The organism is Bradyrhizobium sp. GW821-FHT13H05 (genome assembly GCF_058804065.1).
On record NZ_JBXAPO010000001.1, the window covers coordinates 384019 to 399217 of the forward strand.

The 15199-nt window shown below is 65.1% G+C and carries 14 protein-coding genes; 8 read left to right on the forward strand and 6 right to left on the reverse strand.

Annotated features, from left to right (window positions below):
• Nucleotides 1-105: 105 nt before the first annotated feature.
• The 3 genes from putA (at nucleotide 106) to AC1RR3_RS01835 (ending at nucleotide 5232) form a co-directional block, all read left to right on the forward strand.
• Nucleotides 106-3105 (forward strand): bifunctional proline dehydrogenase/L-glutamate gamma-semialdehyde dehydrogenase PutA, encoded by a 3000-nt coding sequence (gene putA, locus AC1RR3_RS01825; RefSeq protein WP_492818749.1) that lies wholly within the window; start codon nucleotides 106-108, stop codon nucleotides 3103-3105.
• Between the two features lie 115 nt (nucleotides 3106-3220).
• On the forward strand, nucleotides 3221-4426 hold the full coding sequence (locus AC1RR3_RS01830) for a CaiB/BaiF CoA transferase family protein (protein WP_492818751.1): 1206 nt from the start codon (nucleotides 3221-3223) through the stop codon (nucleotides 4424-4426).
• Between the two features lie 158 nt (nucleotides 4427-4584).
• Nucleotides 4585-5232 (forward strand): glutathione S-transferase family protein, encoded by a 648-nt coding sequence (locus AC1RR3_RS01835; protein ID WP_492818753.1) that lies wholly within the window; start codon nucleotides 4585-4587, stop codon nucleotides 5230-5232.
• 8 nt (nucleotides 5233-5240) lie between these two features.
• Here AC1RR3_RS01835 and AC1RR3_RS01840 read toward each other — a convergent pair whose 3' ends face one another.
• The 3 genes from AC1RR3_RS01840 to AC1RR3_RS01850 form a co-directional block, all read right to left on the reverse strand.
• Nucleotides 5241-5405, reverse strand: coding sequence for a hypothetical protein (locus AC1RR3_RS01840; protein WP_492818755.1), 165 nt, complete (start codon nucleotides 5403-5405; stop codon nucleotides 5241-5243).
• A gap of 24 nt (nucleotides 5406-5429) precedes the next feature.
• Nucleotides 5430-6965 carry a hypothetical protein gene (locus AC1RR3_RS01845; RefSeq protein WP_492818757.1) on the reverse strand — a complete coding sequence of 512 codons (1536 nt, stop codon included), beginning with the start codon at nucleotides 6963-6965 and terminating at the stop codon, nucleotides 5430-5432.
• 93 nt (nucleotides 6966-7058) lie between these two features.
• Complete coding sequence (locus tag AC1RR3_RS01850) at nucleotides 7059-8021, reverse strand: hypothetical protein (RefSeq protein WP_492818759.1); 963 nt, start codon at nucleotides 8019-8021, stop codon at nucleotides 7059-7061.
• A gap of 279 nt (nucleotides 8022-8300) precedes the next feature.
• Between AC1RR3_RS01850 and AC1RR3_RS01855 the strand changes: the two genes are divergently transcribed.
• The gene (locus AC1RR3_RS01855) at nucleotides 8301-8672 is read left to right on the forward strand and encodes a Crp/Fnr family transcriptional regulator (RefSeq protein WP_492818761.1); all 372 of its coding nucleotides are present in this window, start codon (nucleotides 8301-8303) and stop codon (nucleotides 8670-8672) included.
• The gene (locus tag AC1RR3_RS01860; protein WP_492818763.1) at nucleotides 8669-9481 is read left to right on the forward strand and encodes an MBL fold metallo-hydrolase; all 813 of its coding nucleotides are present in this window, start codon (nucleotides 8669-8671) and stop codon (nucleotides 9479-9481) included. The genes AC1RR3_RS01855 and AC1RR3_RS01860 overlap by 4 nt, the downstream gene beginning before the upstream one ends.
• Nucleotides 9482-9613: 132 nt before the next feature.
• Here AC1RR3_RS01860 and AC1RR3_RS01865 read toward each other — a convergent pair whose 3' ends face one another.
• The 3 genes from AC1RR3_RS01865 to AC1RR3_RS01875 all read right to left on the reverse strand — a co-directional run bounded on the left by AC1RR3_RS01865 (nucleotide 9614) and on the right by AC1RR3_RS01875 (nucleotide 11742).
• Entirely contained in the window at nucleotides 9614-10111 is a 498-nt protein-coding gene (locus AC1RR3_RS01865; protein WP_492818765.1) for a TPM domain-containing protein, read from the reverse strand.
• A gap of 2 nt (nucleotides 10112-10113) precedes the next feature.
• Nucleotides 10114-10995 (reverse strand): TPM domain-containing protein, encoded by an 882-nt coding sequence (locus AC1RR3_RS01870; protein WP_492818767.1) that lies wholly within the window; start codon nucleotides 10993-10995, stop codon nucleotides 10114-10116.
• A gap of 138 nt (nucleotides 10996-11133) precedes the next feature.
• A complete protein-coding gene (locus AC1RR3_RS01875) occupies nucleotides 11134-11742 on the reverse strand; it encodes a LemA family protein (RefSeq protein WP_492818769.1) in 609 nt (202 codons plus the stop codon).
• Nucleotides 11743-11918: 176 nt separating this feature from the next.
• On the opposite strand from AC1RR3_RS01875, the gene AC1RR3_RS01880 reads away from it, so the two are divergent.
• From AC1RR3_RS01880 to AC1RR3_RS01890, 3 genes are read left to right on the forward strand one after another with little or no spacing between them, the layout of a single operon-like run.
• Nucleotides 11919-12773, forward strand: coding sequence for an enoyl-CoA hydratase (locus tag AC1RR3_RS01880; RefSeq protein WP_492818771.1), 855 nt, complete (start codon nucleotides 11919-11921; stop codon nucleotides 12771-12773).
• 4 nt (nucleotides 12774-12777) lie between these two features.
• Nucleotides 12778-13917 (forward strand): acyl-CoA dehydrogenase family protein, encoded by a 1140-nt coding sequence (locus AC1RR3_RS01885; RefSeq protein WP_492818773.1) that lies wholly within the window; start codon nucleotides 12778-12780, stop codon nucleotides 13915-13917.
• 14 nt (nucleotides 13918-13931) lie between these two features.
• Complete coding sequence (locus AC1RR3_RS01890; RefSeq protein ID WP_492818775.1) at nucleotides 13932-15128, forward strand: acyl-CoA dehydrogenase family protein; 1197 nt, start codon at nucleotides 13932-13934, stop codon at nucleotides 15126-15128.
• Nucleotides 15129-15199 lie beyond the last annotated feature (71 nt).

Below are 15199 nucleotides of genomic sequence, written 5' to 3' on the forward strand. Positions count from 1 at the left end.
GGCCAAATTGATCTCTGCCTTCATTTTCTAAGGCAAATTTGCTAAATTGTCTATCGAACTACGGTACCGCGGGATTTATCCTGAGTTTCGATCACAGGACACGCCATGCCGAACATTCCGCCTCCCTTCACCGCCCTCTACGCACCCGATGATGCCGAGATCGCTGCGCGGCTCCTGCCGGCTTCGCATCTGGCTCCCGCACAGGAGGCACGGATCGACCGCACCGCAACGCGGCTGATCGAGGCGATCCGCAAGCGCGACGATCGGTTCGGTGGGGTCGAGGACATGCTGCGGGAGTTCGCGCTCTCGACCAAGGAAGGGCTGGCGTTGATGGTGCTGGCCGAAGCGCTGCTGCGCGTGCCTGATGCCCGCACCGCCGACCAGTTCATCGAGGACAAGCTCGGCGAGGGCGACTTCATCCGTCACGAGACCAAGTCCACGGCCTTCCTGGTCAACGCCTCGGCCTGGGCGCTCGGCCTGTCGGCGCGGGTGATCCAGCCTGGCGAGACGCCCGACGGCACCATCGGCCGCCTGGTGAAGCGGCTCGGCGCGCCGGCGGTGCGCACCGCCACTCGCCAGGCGATGCGGCTGATGGGCAATCATTTCGTGCTGGGCGAGACCATCGAGCAGGCGCTCGAGCGGGGGAAACCGCGCTCCGGCCAGAAAACGCGCTACTCCTTCGACATGCTCGGCGAAGGCGCGCGTACGGCCGCCGATGCCAAGCGCTATTTCGACGCCTATGCGAGCGCGATTCTGACGATCGGCAAGGCCGCAGGCAACCATCCCCTGCCCGACCGGCCCGGCATCTCCGTCAAGCTCTCGGCGCTGCATCCGCGCTTCGAGGCGATCAGCCGCGAGCGTGTGATGCGTGAACTGGTGCCGCTGCTGCTGGACCTCGCGCAGCGCGCCAAGGCGCATGATCTCAACTTCACCATCGATGCCGAGGAGGCCGACCGGCTGGAGCTGTCGCTCGACGTGATCGCGGCGACGCTCGCCGATGCCTCGCTCAAAGGCTGGGACGGATTTGGGCTTGCGATCCAGGCCTATCAGAAGCGCGCCGGCGCGGTGATCGACTATGTCGATGCGCTGGCGCGAGCGCATGACCGCAAGCTGATGGTGCGACTGGTCAAGGGCGCCTATTGGGACACCGAGATCAAGCGCGCGCAGGAGCGCGGGCTCGACGGCTATCCCGTGTTCACCCGCAAGGCGATGACGGATCTGAACTACGTCGCCTGCGCGGCAAAACTGCTCGCCTTGCGGCCGCGCATCTTCCCGCAATTCGCAACCCATAATGCGCTGACGGTCGCCACCGTGCTGGAAATGGCGGGGGACAATAGCGGTTTCGAATTCCAGCGCCTGCATGGCATGGGCGAAGCGCTCTACGAGCAGCTCGCCAAGGATCATCCTGATATCGCCTACCGCACCTATGCGCCGGTCGGCAGCCATCGCGATTTGCTTGCCTATCTGGTGCGGCGTCTGCTGGAGAACGGCGCCAACTCTTCCTTCGTGGCGCAGGCCGCCGATTATCGCGTGCCTGTTACGGCGCTGCTGCAGCGTCCGGCGGATGCCATTGTCCGGCCGCAACAAGCGGCCCATCCCAAGATGCCGCTACCGGGCGATCTGTTCGGGCCGGAACGGCGCAATTCGCGCGGCGTCGAATTCGGCGCGCGCGCCGCGCTCGATCAGTTGCTGACCGACGTCAGGGCCGGGGCGGCTGACCTCAAGCCGATCACCGAAGCAATGCCGGATCAGGCCAATGCAGCAATCGCTGCGGCACGCGCGGGCTTTGCCGCCTGGAGCCGGACGCCTGCAGCGGTGCGCGCGGCGGCGCTGGAGCAGGCCGCGCATCTCCTGGAGAGCCGCAGCGCCCGTTTCATCGCGCTCTTGCAGCGCGAGGGCGGCAAGACACTCGACGATGCCTTGTCGGAGCTGCGCGAGGCCGCCGACTTCTGCCGCTACTATGCCGCGCAGGGCCGAAAATTGTTCGGCGGCGAGACGGCGATGCCCGGCCCGACCGGCGAGAGCAACGCGCTCGCCATGCGCGGCCGCGGCGTGTTCGCAGCGATCTCGCCGTGGAATTTTCCGCTGGCGATCTTCCTCGGCCAGGTCACGGCGGCGCTGATGGCCGGCAACAGCGTGGTGGCCAAGCCTGCCGAGCAGACCCCGCGCATCGCGCGCGAGGCCGTGGCCCTGCTGCACGAGGCCGGTATCCCAAAGAGCGCGCTGCATCTGGTCACCGGCGACGGAAGCATCGGCGCGGTCCTGACCGCGCACCGGGATATCGCCGGTGTCGTCTTCACCGGCTCGACCGAGGTCGCGCGGGCGATCAACCGGACGCTCGCCGCCAAGGACGGGCCGATCGTGCCGCTGATCGCGGAGACCGGCGGCATCAACGCCATGATCGCGGATGCCACCGCGCTGCCCGAGCAGGTCGCCGACGACGTCGTGACCTCCGCGTTCCGTTCCGCCGGCCAGCGCTGCTCGGCGCTGCGGCTCCTGTTCGTGCAGGAGGACGTCGCCGAGCGCATGATCGAGATGATCGCGGGCGCAGCGCGGGAGCTGAAGATCGGTGATGCAAACGATGTCGCGACCCATGTCGGCCCGGTGATCGATCAGGAGGCCAAGCAGCGCCTCGATGCGCATATCGTGCGGATGAAGAGCGAGGCGCGGCTGCACTTTGCCGGCTCCGCGCCGCAGGGCTGTTTCGTCGCGCCCCACATTTTCGAGCTCAAGGACGCAGGCCAGCTCACCGAGGAAGTCTTCGGGCCGATCCTCCATGTCGTGCGCTACCGTGCCGAGAATCTCGAACGCGTGCTGCAAGCGATCGAGCGCACCGGCTACGGCCTCACGCTCGGCGTCCACTCCCGCATCGACGACACCGTCGAGGCCATCATCGACCGGGTCCAGGTCGGCAACATCTACGTCAACCGTAACATGATCGGCGCCGTGGTCGGCGTGCAGCCATTCGGCGGCAACGGCCTGTCCGGAACCGGCCCCAAGGCCGGCGGCCCGCATTATCTCGCGCGGTTTGCGACCGAGCAGACCGTGACGATCAACACAGCCGCAGCCGGCGGCAACGCCGCCTTGCTTGCGGGAGAGGAGTGAAGCCCTGCGCCTGGTGCCGTTGCATCCCGGCAAAACATCGGTCTAATGCTTCCATGATCTGGCCCGCGCCAATTCCAGCGCGCGGAAACAACAAGACCAAGGGAGCGACGCCGCGATGGAAAAGGGCATTTTTGCAGGGCTCAAGGTTCTGGACTGCGCGAGCTTCATCGCCGCCCCTGCCGCTGCGACCGTGCTGTCGGATTTCGGCGCCGACGTCGTCAAGATCGAGCCGCCCGGCGCCGGCGACCCCTACCGCAATCTGCCCAACATTCCAGGCTATCCGAGCAGCGAGCACAATTTCGCCTGGCTGCTGGAGGCCCGCAACAAGAAGAGCATCGCGCTCGACCTCGCAAAGCCGGAGGCGCAGGCCGTGCTCTACAAGCTGGTCGAGGAGGCCGACGTCTTCATCACCAACATGCCGCCGCCGGTGCGCGCCAAGCTCGGCATCACCTATGACCATCTCGCCCATCTCAACGACCGGCTGATCTACGCCTCGTTCACCGGTTATGGCGAAAAGGGCGAGGAGGCCAACAAGCCCGGCTTCGACAGCAACGCCTATTGGGCGCGCTCCGGCCTGATGGACCTCGTCCGCGCCGACACTGACACGACGCCGGCCCGCTCGGTCGCCGGCATGGGCGACCATCCCTGCGCCATGGCGTTCTATGGCGCCATCGTCACCGCGTTGTATCAGCGCGAGAAGACCGGCAAGGGCTCGCATGTCGCCTCCAATCTGATGGCGAACGGCGTGTGGGCGGCGAGCGTGCTGGCGCAGGCCAAGCTCTGCGGCGCCAAGTTCGCCGAGCGGCGCCCGCGCGAGCGCGCGCTGAACGCGGTCGCCAATCACTATCAGTGCAAGGACGGCCGCTGGCTGATCCTGTCGCTGCTCAGCGAGGAGAAGCAGTTTCCGACGCTGGCCAAGTGCCTGGGACGCGAAGACCTCATCACCGATCCGCGCTTCGCCACCAAACCCGACCGCCACGCCCGCTCGGTCGAGCTGATCAAGATTTTCGACGAGACCTTCGCGACCAGGGATCTCGCCGAATGGCGAAAAATCCTCGACGGCAACGGCCTCGTATTCGGCATCGTCGGCATTCTCGACGACATCCCGAACGACAAGCAGATGCTCGACAACGAGGTGCTGGTGCCGTTCGAGAACGACACCATGCTGACCATCTCCAGCCCGATCTGGATCGACGGCGCCAGGAAGGTGCAGCCACGCAAACCGCCCGGCGTCGGCGAGCACAGTGACGAGATTTTGCGCGGGGCGGGATACGACGAGCAGGCGATCAAGCAGCTGCGGGGGTCGGGGGCTGTGGGGTAAGGCGGCGCCACACATTCCGTCATTGCGAGGAACGAAGCGACGAAGCAATCCAGAATCCCACCGCGGATGCATTTCTGGATTGCTTCGCTGCGCTCGCAATGACGATGTCGAACGATCTCGCTATAACCTCACGTCTGCATCCCGCCGCGTGAGGTCCCATGCCCAGCTACCGCCTGCACTACTTCCCCGAATCCGGCAACAGCTACAAGCTGGCGCTGATGCTGACGCTTTGCGGCGAGACGTTCGAGCCGGTGTGGACCGACTTTGGCCGCGGCGTCACGCGCACGGCGGAGTGGCGCAAGGCCGTCAACGAGATGGGCGAGATTCCCGTGCTCGAGGTCGACGGCGTGAAGATGACGCAGACCGCGCCGCTCCTGCTCAAGCTCGCCGATCAGTACGGCCGTTTCGGCGCCGAGACGGCGGAGGAAAACTTCGAGCTGCTGCGCTGGCTGTTCTGGGACAACCACAAGCTCACCGGCTACATGGCGACCTACCGCTTCATGCGCGCCTTCACCGAGAAGAACGATCCGCAGGTGCTGAAGCATTTCCGCCGGCGGCTCGAGGACTTCCTCGGCATTCTCGACGGCCATCTGCAGCACAATACCTTCGCGATCGGTGCCGAGCCGACGGTCGCCGACATCTCGATGATGGCTTATCTGCACTACCCGAGCGACGAGCACGGTTTTGATTTCGCGGTGAGCCATCCCGCCATCCACGCCTGGCTCGGCCGCATGGCCGCACTGCCCGGCTGGAAACCGGCCTATGAGCTGCTGCCGGGACAGCGGATGACGAACTACACGAAGTGAGAGCGCCGCTACCGCAGCGCCAGCCAGCCGAGCGTGAACAGGATCCCGCCGACGATCACCACGACCGCAACTGCCCAGGTGCTGACGCGAACGCTGCCGGCGACCTGCTTGGCTTCCTCATTGCGCGCAATCTCGAGATTGCGCTCCTTGTTGGCGTCGCTTGTATCCGTCATGGGTCATCCAAATCGGTTTTCTTGCTAACGCGTCTTGATGAAGCACATGCCGATGCGGCGCGAGGCCGCGGCAGCCTGACAGGCGAGACCTTTAGCACAGCTCCATGACATGAAACTCCTGTCGCCCGATTCCGATCCCGCATCCTGCAAAGAACAATGCGCGCCCCAGCCGTCCTGATATTCGGTGCCGACGAGCTCCCGGCTGCCGCGGGTCTGCGGCCGGCTGGCAAATCCGCGTGAGAAATCAGGGCGTTTGCCCGCGGCGAACGCGGTCAGGATGTCGCGGCGACGGACCTGGTCGCCGACAAAATGCGGCGAGGCCGGCACGATGGTGGAATTGGACGGCTTGTCCGCCAGCCAATCCACGCCCGGAAAATGGAAGCCGCCGATGCCGCGGGTCTGGTGGCAGCCGGCGCAGGTGACGTCGTTGAGACGGCGCTGGAAGCCCGCCACCGAGCGGATGTTCTGCATGTCCCCGCGCGCAGCCGCCTGCTTCAGCGCACCGACCACGTCGTTGTCGGTGAAGACGGGATCGCCCTTGCCTTCTCCCTGCATCATGCCGAATTCCGGCTGCAAGGCCGAAGCATCGAGGCCCGCCGGCGTCGGCACCACCGCGGCCTTGGCCAGAAATTTCTCGGGGATCAGTACCGTGCCGCGATCGAACTCGCGCAGATGCTCGGGCGCGAGCAGCCAGTCCCTAAAATCGTGCCGGAGATCATTGTCGGCAATGATCCTGTGACGATCGATCTGGTTCTCCAGCGTCGATTCCTCGAACGTCTTTGTGGCGGCGTCGTACTTGAACACCTTGAGCAGATAGTCCGAACGGAAATCGTGCAGCGCCGATTTCGGCGCAATGGAGATCTGGATATTGGTCTCGATGCGGTCGAGCATCGCATCGTATGGGAAGAAGCCACCACCGATCAGCCCCTGCCAGTCGCCATTGCCAAGCCAGCGCCGCGCGACCTCGGCGCAAGTGACGGGCTGGCCGCTGGCATCCATCTGCCGCGCATCGCGCGCCTTCATCACCAGGTTGAACGTCATCGGCAGGCGCGTCGCCGTCTTGGCTCCATCCGGACCGACGTCGAAGCGCGCCAACCGGTAGATCAGCCGGATCTCGCCGCAGGACTCTTCCGAGACATAGGCCCGGTCCATGCGGTTGACGATGCCGGTCAGGACGAAACGCGTCTTGGGGGATTTAAGATTGGCCCGGTCGAACAACTGCAGGTCAAAACCTTCGCCGACGCCGATGGTCTCCGTCGGCCATGTCGCCTTCTGCTGCGCGACATAGCGATCGAACTCCGCATCGATCGCCGGCGGAATTGGCGCAAGCTGCGGCAGCGAGGAGAACAGCAGATCGGTCGTGAGCGGAAAGTTCGCGTTGCGCTCCGGCCAAAGCAGCCGCGAGATCGTCAGCACATCGTTCTGGTCGAGCTTGCGCAGGACATCGGGATCGGTGATCGCGGTGCCGCGCGTCAGCTGCGCGTTCTCCGCGGCGAAAAGCGACGTGACGCCGCCGATGAATACGACGACAGCAAGGAGAATTCGCAACACGCGGCTCATGCCTGAGGTAACACCGCGCGGGGATATCTATTCAAGCAAAAAGGCGCTTCACATGGTGGTGAAGCGCCTCTTCGAAAGTCGAATGTCGACAGCTCAGCGCCCGACGATCAAACCCTTGCTGGTGACGACGACCATGCGGCCGTCCTGGCGGCGGATCGCATCGACGCGACCGACCCCGGGGATGGGGTCGCCGGGATAAACTTCGTAGAGGCCGTCACGGCCCTCGATCAGCGCACCGCCATTGGCGGCGCTACGCAGCCTCCAGCCCTCGATTGTCGGCAGACGGCCGACCTCGGTCCTGGGCGCGGCGGGTGCCGGAGCCGGTGCGGCGGCAGCGGTCGCAACCTGGGCCGGTGCGATCGAGCCGGTGGTCTCCTTGGGCGCCGCGGCGGCGGCCTGCGCAGGGGCAGCCGGCGGGGTGGCGCGGAGCTTGTCCACGGTCTCGGACAGTTTTGCGATCTTGGCCATCGGCTCGGCTTGCGCCTTCTCGAGCTTGTCGAGACGGTCGTTGGTCCGGTTGAACTGGCCAAGGCCGGTCTTGGAGGTGTGCTCGACATTCGCCTTCAGCGCGACGACATCGGCATCGATCCGGGCGACAGAAGCATCCAGTGCGCTGGTGTCAGCGACCTGCGCCGGCGCGGGCGCCGCGAAGTGCATCATCCCGGCGGTCGCCAGCGCGCCGCTGATGGCGCCGACGCTGGCGGCGATCGCCACCACGGCGGCCATCGCCGACAGGCGGCGCTTGCCACCGGTCTCGCGCGGCTCGTCCGTCTTCACGTGCGGGGCAAACTCTTCGCGGTCCCAGGAGCGCTCTGACGGTGCCATGACGATGAGCTTGCCGGGCTTCGGCTCGGGCTTGGTCTCGGCTTTGGGCTCAACCTTGGCCTCGATCTTTGGCGGCTCGACCTTGACCGGATCGGGCTTGGGCGGCGCCTCGTGGTCGGGGGCGATCGAGGGAGCCTCGATCCCGGCAGCCTCGACGGCCTGCGGCGCGGTCGCGGCGGCGTCGACGACGCTCGTCTGTTCACCGGTCTCTTGGGCAGCCTGCTCAGCCATTGGTTCGCTCACGGCTCAAATACTCCAGTCTGGATTGACCTTTTGGTAACTTTCATTGCTTGCGAAATCCTTACCTCGGGACCCGCTTACCGAAATTTTAGGAAGTCATCCGGGGCCGAATTGGGCCGGGAAAGTGGAACCGGTGTGGCGGGCGTGAAACAAATTGTAATCGGGGGAAGATGAACGGCGGAGCAACGGGCCCGGCAAACCGGTTGTTTGCCTGTGACGGCTCACCGGCTAACATGGCCCATCCCGTCAGCCAGAAGGCCAGGGAGTGCCATGACGATCGAGAAATGCATCAACGTGTTTGGTGTCGATGACGTCATCTTCGAGGAGGGCTCGACCGGCCGCGAGCTGTTCGTCGTGCTCGACGGCGAGGTCGAGATCGCCAAGATGAACGGCACCAGCAAGACCAGCATCATCAAGCTCGGCAAGGGCGAGTTCTTCGGCGAGATGGCCGTGATCGACGGCTCGGCGCGCTCGGCGACCGCGATCGCCTCAGTACCGAACACGAAGGTGATGCGGATCAACCACGCCCGCTTCGTCTACCTCGTCAGCCAGCAGCCGGCGTTCGCGCTGATGGTGATGGATGCGCTTTCGAAACGATTGCGCGCGTCCAACGCCGTCACCTACCGGGCGGCGCAATCATGAGCGACCGCAAGCCGACGGCCTTTCCGGTGCTGATGAAGAACGACATCTGCTCGCTGATCCAGGCGACGGACGACGTCTACCAGATCCGCTTCACCAACCGCGCCGCCAACGCCTATCTCGTGCGCGGCTCGGCACGCACCATCCTGATCGATGTCGGGCTGTCCTCGAACTATCCGGCGATGGTCGAGTGCCTCACCTTCGCCGGCTGTCCGCCGGAAAAGATCGACATGGTGGTGCTGAGCCACGAGCATCTCGATCATATCGGCGCCGCCTGGCACTTCAACGAGCGCCGCACCTTCGTCGCCGCCCATCGCCTCGCTGCCAACAAGATCATGCTGCGCGACGATTTCTCGATGCTGCGCAAGATGTTCAACGAGCCGAACGTTCCAATCAACATCGACATCTGGCTCGAGGAAGGCAATCTGATCGACCTCGGCAATTTCCGTCTCAACGTGATGTACACGCCGGGCCACACCTCGGCCTGCATCACGCTGTTCGACCAGGACAAGGGCCTGCTGTTCGCCGCCGACACCTTGATGCCCGGCGGCGTGATGGGCGGCGTGTTCGGCTCGGGCAGCATCTCCGACTACATCCAGTCGCTGGAGCGGCTGAAGGGACTGGATTCAAAGATCTTGCTATCCGGCCATGGACGGCTGTCCGACACGCCGCAAGAGGACGTCCGCATCGCGATCGCGCGGTCGCATGGCCTGCTGGAGGACACCGCGCAATTGTTCGACGCGCTGGACGCGCGCTCGAATTTCGAGCCGATCATGCAGTCGGTGCGGGATTTGAACAAGCTGGATGATTGAAGGGCTGAGCACCACCGCCAGCCCCGTCATTGCGAGGAGCCCTTGCGACGAAGCAATCCAGACTGTCTCCGCGGAGGGATTCTGGATTGCTTCGCTGCGCTCGCAATGACGGAGTGGGCGGCTCCAGCGAGGCTACATCACCACTGGCGCATCCGGCAGCTCGTTGCGATGCGGACCGCCCGGCGGAAAGTGCCTCGCAAGTTCGCCCGACACCGCCGCGATGCCGCGGATCACGCCGTGCTCGAACTGGCCCGATCTGAACTCCGCCTCCATGGCGCGGCAGATGGTTTCCCATCCCGCAGCACCCACCTTCGCGTCGATACCGCGGTCGGCGATGATCTCGACATCGCGGTCGGCGAGCAGGAGATAGATCAGGACGCCGTTGTTGTGTGCGGTGTCCCAGATCCGCAGTTGCGAGAACACGTCGAGCGCGCGCTCGCGCGCCGGCTGGTTGCGGAACAGCGGGCCGCCGTCGAGCGCGCCTTCGACGACGAAGCGGATTTGGCCGGAATGCGTGGCCTCGCCCTGACGGATGGCCTGCTCGATGCGGGCCAGCACGGCTTGCGGAAACACCCGCTTGGCACGCCAATGATGTTGCAGGAGATGCCGGGTGATGCGTTTGAGGCTCATGATTACCAGCTCCCCGAGGCGCCACCGCCACCAAAGCTGCCACCACCGCCGCTGAAGCTGCCGCTGGACGACGAGCCGCTGCTCCAGCCGCCGGACGAGGAGCCGCTCGACCACGAGCCGCCACGCGATCGTCCCGTCGACGCCGGGAAGAGATCGGCGATGAAGGACAGGACAAAGCCGATGATCCCGGCGAGCAAGGCAATCCCGCCCGATCCGATCAAGAGCAGCGCCAGCACGGCGATCAGGCCGCCGGTCGCGGCCGAGCCCAGCAACCGTCCGAGCAGCGTGCGCAGGAAGCCGCCGATGACGAGCGAGCCGAACAGCGTGACCGGGAGAAGCGGGCCGATGTCGTCCAGATTGCCAAAATTCACGCTGCGCGAGGGAACCGGCAGCGGCTCGCCATCGATGATGCGGATCATCCGGTCGGCGCCGGCGGAAATGCCGCCGGCGAAATCGCCGTCCCTGAATTTCGGCGTGATGACCTCGTCGATGATGCGCCGCGAGGTGACGTCGGTGAGTGCGCCTTCGAGGCCGTAGCCGACCTCGATGCGCAAATGCCGGTCGTTCTTGGCCACGACGAGGATCGCGCCGTCATCGACCTTCTTGCGGCCGACCTTCCAGGCCTCCGCGACGCGGATCGAGAATTGCTCGATCGTCTCCGGATCCGTCGTCGGCACGATCAGGACGGCGATCTGGCTGCCCTTGCGCGTCTCGAAGTCGCGCAGCTTTTGCGTCAGCGAAGCGATATCGCCGCTGGAGAGCGTGCCGGTCTGGTCGACGACACGGCCGGTGAGCTGCGGGACGGCGACGTCGGCGAAGGCTGGGAAGGCGAAGGCGAGGAGGAGTGCGAATACGGCTACCACTCGCCACGCCCCCGCTGTCATCGCCCGGCTCGACCGGGCGATCCAGTATTCCAGAGACGCCAGAGGACCACGGTGAAGCCGCGGCGTACTGGATTCCCCGCTTACGCGGGGAATGACGGCGGTGGGCGGGGCGAAGCGCATTCGCAAAACGGCGCGCACCTACTTCGACGGCGCTGGCGCAGGATTGAAATCGACCTTCGGCGCGGTCGAGATTTCCTTCTCGTTCTCGACCGTGAAATTCGGCTTCTCCTTGTAGCCGAACATCATCGCGGTAAGGTTGGACGGGAACGAGCGGACGGTGACGTTATATTCCTGCACCGACTTGATGTAGCGGTTGCGCGCCACCGTGATGCGGTTCTCGGTGCCCTCGAGCTGCGACATCAAATCCTTGAACAGCGCGTCCGATTTCAGTTGAGGATAGTTCTCGGTGACGACCAGCAGCCGTGACAACGCGCTGGAAAGCTCGCCCTGGGCGGCCTGGAACTTCTGGAAAGCGGCCGGGTCGTTCAGCACCTCCGGCGTCGCCTGGATGCTGCCGACCTTGGCGCGGGCATTGGTCACGCCGAGCAGCACGTCCTTCTCCTGCTGCGCAAAGCCCTTCACCGAGTTGACGAGGTTGGGCACCAGATCGGCGCGGCGCTGATACTGGTTCACGACCTCGGACCAGTTGGCCTTGATCTGCTCGTCCTCGCTCTGGATCGCGTTGTAGCCACAATTGGTCAGGCTCAGCGAGGCCAGCGCCGCCAGCACGGTCAGGATCTTGCGCATCAAATTTCTCCCGGTGGAATCTGGCGCAAACTACCAGATTGCGCGCGCGTGACGCCAGCGATCTTGCGCCCTTGGCGAGGCGCGAAAAGCAGCCGACTGACGCAAGCCTCTTGCCTATCAGCGGGCGACATAGTCAACTCGAAGCAAACAAGACGAAAAATACAGGGGAGCGCGCCATGTCCTCGTTCGAGACCATCCTCGTGGAGCGGCCGGAGCCGGCGATTGTCCGGATCGTGATGAACCGGCCCGAGGCGCGCAACGCGCAGAACCTGCAAATGACCTACGACCTCAACGCCGCCTTCGACGAAGCGGTGCAGGACGATGCGGTCAAGGTGATCATCCTCGCCGGCAACGGTCCGCATTTCTCCTCGGGCCATGATCTTCGCCCGGGCGGCAAGAATGCAGCAGGCACAGATTTTCCGCCGATCGGAAATTGGGGCGGCTTCGCGGAAGCCAACGCCCATGGCCGCTTCGCACGCGAGCAGGAAATATATCTCCAGATCACGCGGCGCTGGCGCAATCTCGCCAAGCCGACGATTGCCGAGGTGCACGGCAGGTGCATCGCCGGCGGGTTGATGCTGGCCTGGGCCTGCGACCTCATCGTCGCCAGCGACGATGCGCAGTTCTGCGATCCCGTGGTCACCATGGGCGTCTGCGGCGTCGAATGGTTCGTGCATCCCTGGGAACTCGGGCCGCGCAAGGCCAAGGAGTTTCTGTTCACCGCCGACAGCTGGAGCGCGCAGGAGGCGCATCAGCTCGGCATGGTCAATCGGGTCGTGCCGCGTGCGGAGCTCTCGGCGTCAGTGCTGGAGCTGGCGCGCAAAATCGCGTCAAAGCCGTCCTTCGCACTGAAGCTGACCAAGGAGGCGGTGAACCGCTCCGTCGACGTGATGGGCCAACCCGCCGCGATCGACCAGGCCTTTGCGCTGCATCAGCTCTGTCACGCCCACAATCTCCAGGAGTTCGGCATGATCGTCGATCCATCCGGCCTGCATCCCTCCGTGCGCAAGCCACCGTCGGCTGCGGAGTAACGCCATGGACCTCAATCTCAGTGACGAGCAACGGCTGCTGCGCGAAAGCGCCGAGCGCTTCGTGGCCGAGAGCTACGATGCGGACCATCGCCGCAGGATGGCGAACGATCCGCTCGGATACAGCCCCGCGGTGTGGAAGCAATTTGCCGAGCTCGGCTGGCTGGCGCTGCCTATTCCTGAGGAGTTCGACGGGCTCGGCGGCAGCGCGGTCGAGATCGGCATCTTGATGGAAGCGTTCGGCCGCGGGCTGGTGTCGGAGCCTTATGTCGCGACCGTTGTGCTCGGGGCTGCACTGATCGACCGATGCGGCAGCACCGCGCAGAAACAGGCGATGCTGCCCAGGGTCGCCGACGGCTCGCTCAAGCTTTCCTTTGCGCATTCCGAGCGCGCCGCGCGCTTCGACCTGGCGAAGGTCGCGACCATCGCCAACAGGACGGCCCAGGGCTGGCGCCTGTCCGGCAGCAAGATCGCGGTGCTCGACGGCCACGCCGCCGACGAGATCATCGTCTCCGCGCATATCCACGATCATCAGGGACCTTCGGGGCGGATCGGCCTGTTCCTGCTTCAGGCGACGACGCCAAGCGTTGCCATCAACGACTATCAGCGCCTCGGCGGCGGTCGGGCCTGCAACGTCGAACTGTCCGACGTGCAACTGCCGGAGGACGCCCTGCTCGGCGACGGCCACGACGCCATGCCTGCAATCGAATGGGCGGTCGATCGCGCCATGGCCGCGCTCGGTGCGGAGGCTGTCGGCATCATGCAGACGCTGCTCGACACCACGCTTGAGTACACCAAGATCCGAAAGCAGTTCGGCCGGCCGCTGTCCGCCAACCAGGTGATCCGCCACCGCCTCGCCGATATGGCGATGCAGGTCGACGAGTCACGCTCGATGGCGCTGCGGGCGGCGCTGAAGGCAGACAGCCCGTCGGTCGAGCGCGCGCGGGCTGCGTCAGGCGCGAAGGCCAAGATCGGGAAATGCGCGCGCTTCGTCGGCGAGCAGTCGATCCAGCTTCACGGCGGCATGGGCGTCACCGAGGAGCTGGAGGTCGGCGCCTATTTCAAGCGGCTGGTCGCCTTCGACACACTGTTCGGCGGCAGCGCCCATCATTATGGCCGGCATGCCCAGCTTGGCCGCACGGCCTGACAAAGGAGCGCATCATGGACCTATCCTTCAATGCCGAAGAGCGCGCGTTCCAGGACAAGGTGCGTGGCTTCATCGCCAGGAACCTCACCGAGGAGATGAAGCGCGCGACCGCGCTGACGCCGTCGGTGTTCTCCGACCCTGACATCGGCATGGCTTGGCAGCGCGCGCTGCACCGGCAGGGGTGGGGCGCACCGGGCTGGCCGGTCGAACATGGCGGGCCGGACTGGACACCGGCGCAGCGCTGGATTTTCGAGACCGAGAGTGCGCGGGCCGGCGTGCCGAATGTCAACGTGATGGGCGTGAAGATGGTCGGCCCCGTCATCATCGGCTTCGGCTCGCCCGAGCAGAAGAACTTTTATCTGCCGCGGATTCTCTCCGGCGAGGATTACTGGTGCCAGGGCTATTCGGAGCCGGGCTCAGGCTCCGACCTGTCCTCGCTGAAAACGCGCGCGGTGCGCGACGGCGACGACTACATCATCAACGGCACCAAGATCTGGACCACGCATGCCCACCACGCCAACCGCATGTTCGCGCTGGTGCGCACCAGCGACGGCCCGCGGCAGCAGGACGGCATCAGTTTCATCCTGATCGATATGAAGACCCCTGGCATCACGACGCGCCCGATCCTGACCATCGGCGGCGACCACGAGGTCAACCAGGTGTTCTTCGACGATGTGCGGGTACCCGTGGCCAATCGTGTCGGCGAGGAAGGCAAGGGCTGGACCTACGGCAAATATCTGCTCGAGTTCGAGCGCGGCTCGGGCATTGCATCGGCAAAGCTGCGCGAGGGGTTGAAGGCGATCGCGGGGCTCGCCGAGTCGGATCTGACCGGCCGCGCGATCGACAGTCCTGACATCGCGACGCGCATCTCCGAGGTCGAGGTCGATATCGACGCGCTGGAGATGACCGAGCTCCGCGTGCTCTCGGCGCTCCAGACCGGGCAGAATCCCGGCGCGGTGTCGTCGATCCTGAAGCTGCGCAACAGCGAGATCCGGCAGGCCGTAACGCGGCTCGGCGTCGACGTGATCGGCCACGACGCCCTCGCGGTCGAGCCGATGCGCCCGCTCTACAAGCTCAACCATGCGCCGGCGACGCCTGAGGATATGCTGACAGTGGTGCCGGAATATCTCAACGGGCGCGCCTACACGATCTTCGGCGGCACCTCGGAGATCCAGCGCGACATCATCGCGAAGATGATGCTGGGGATTTGAAGGACTGTGACTCTCTCCTTCGTCATTGCGAGGAGCCCTTGCGACGTAGCAATCCAGACCGCTTCCGCGGA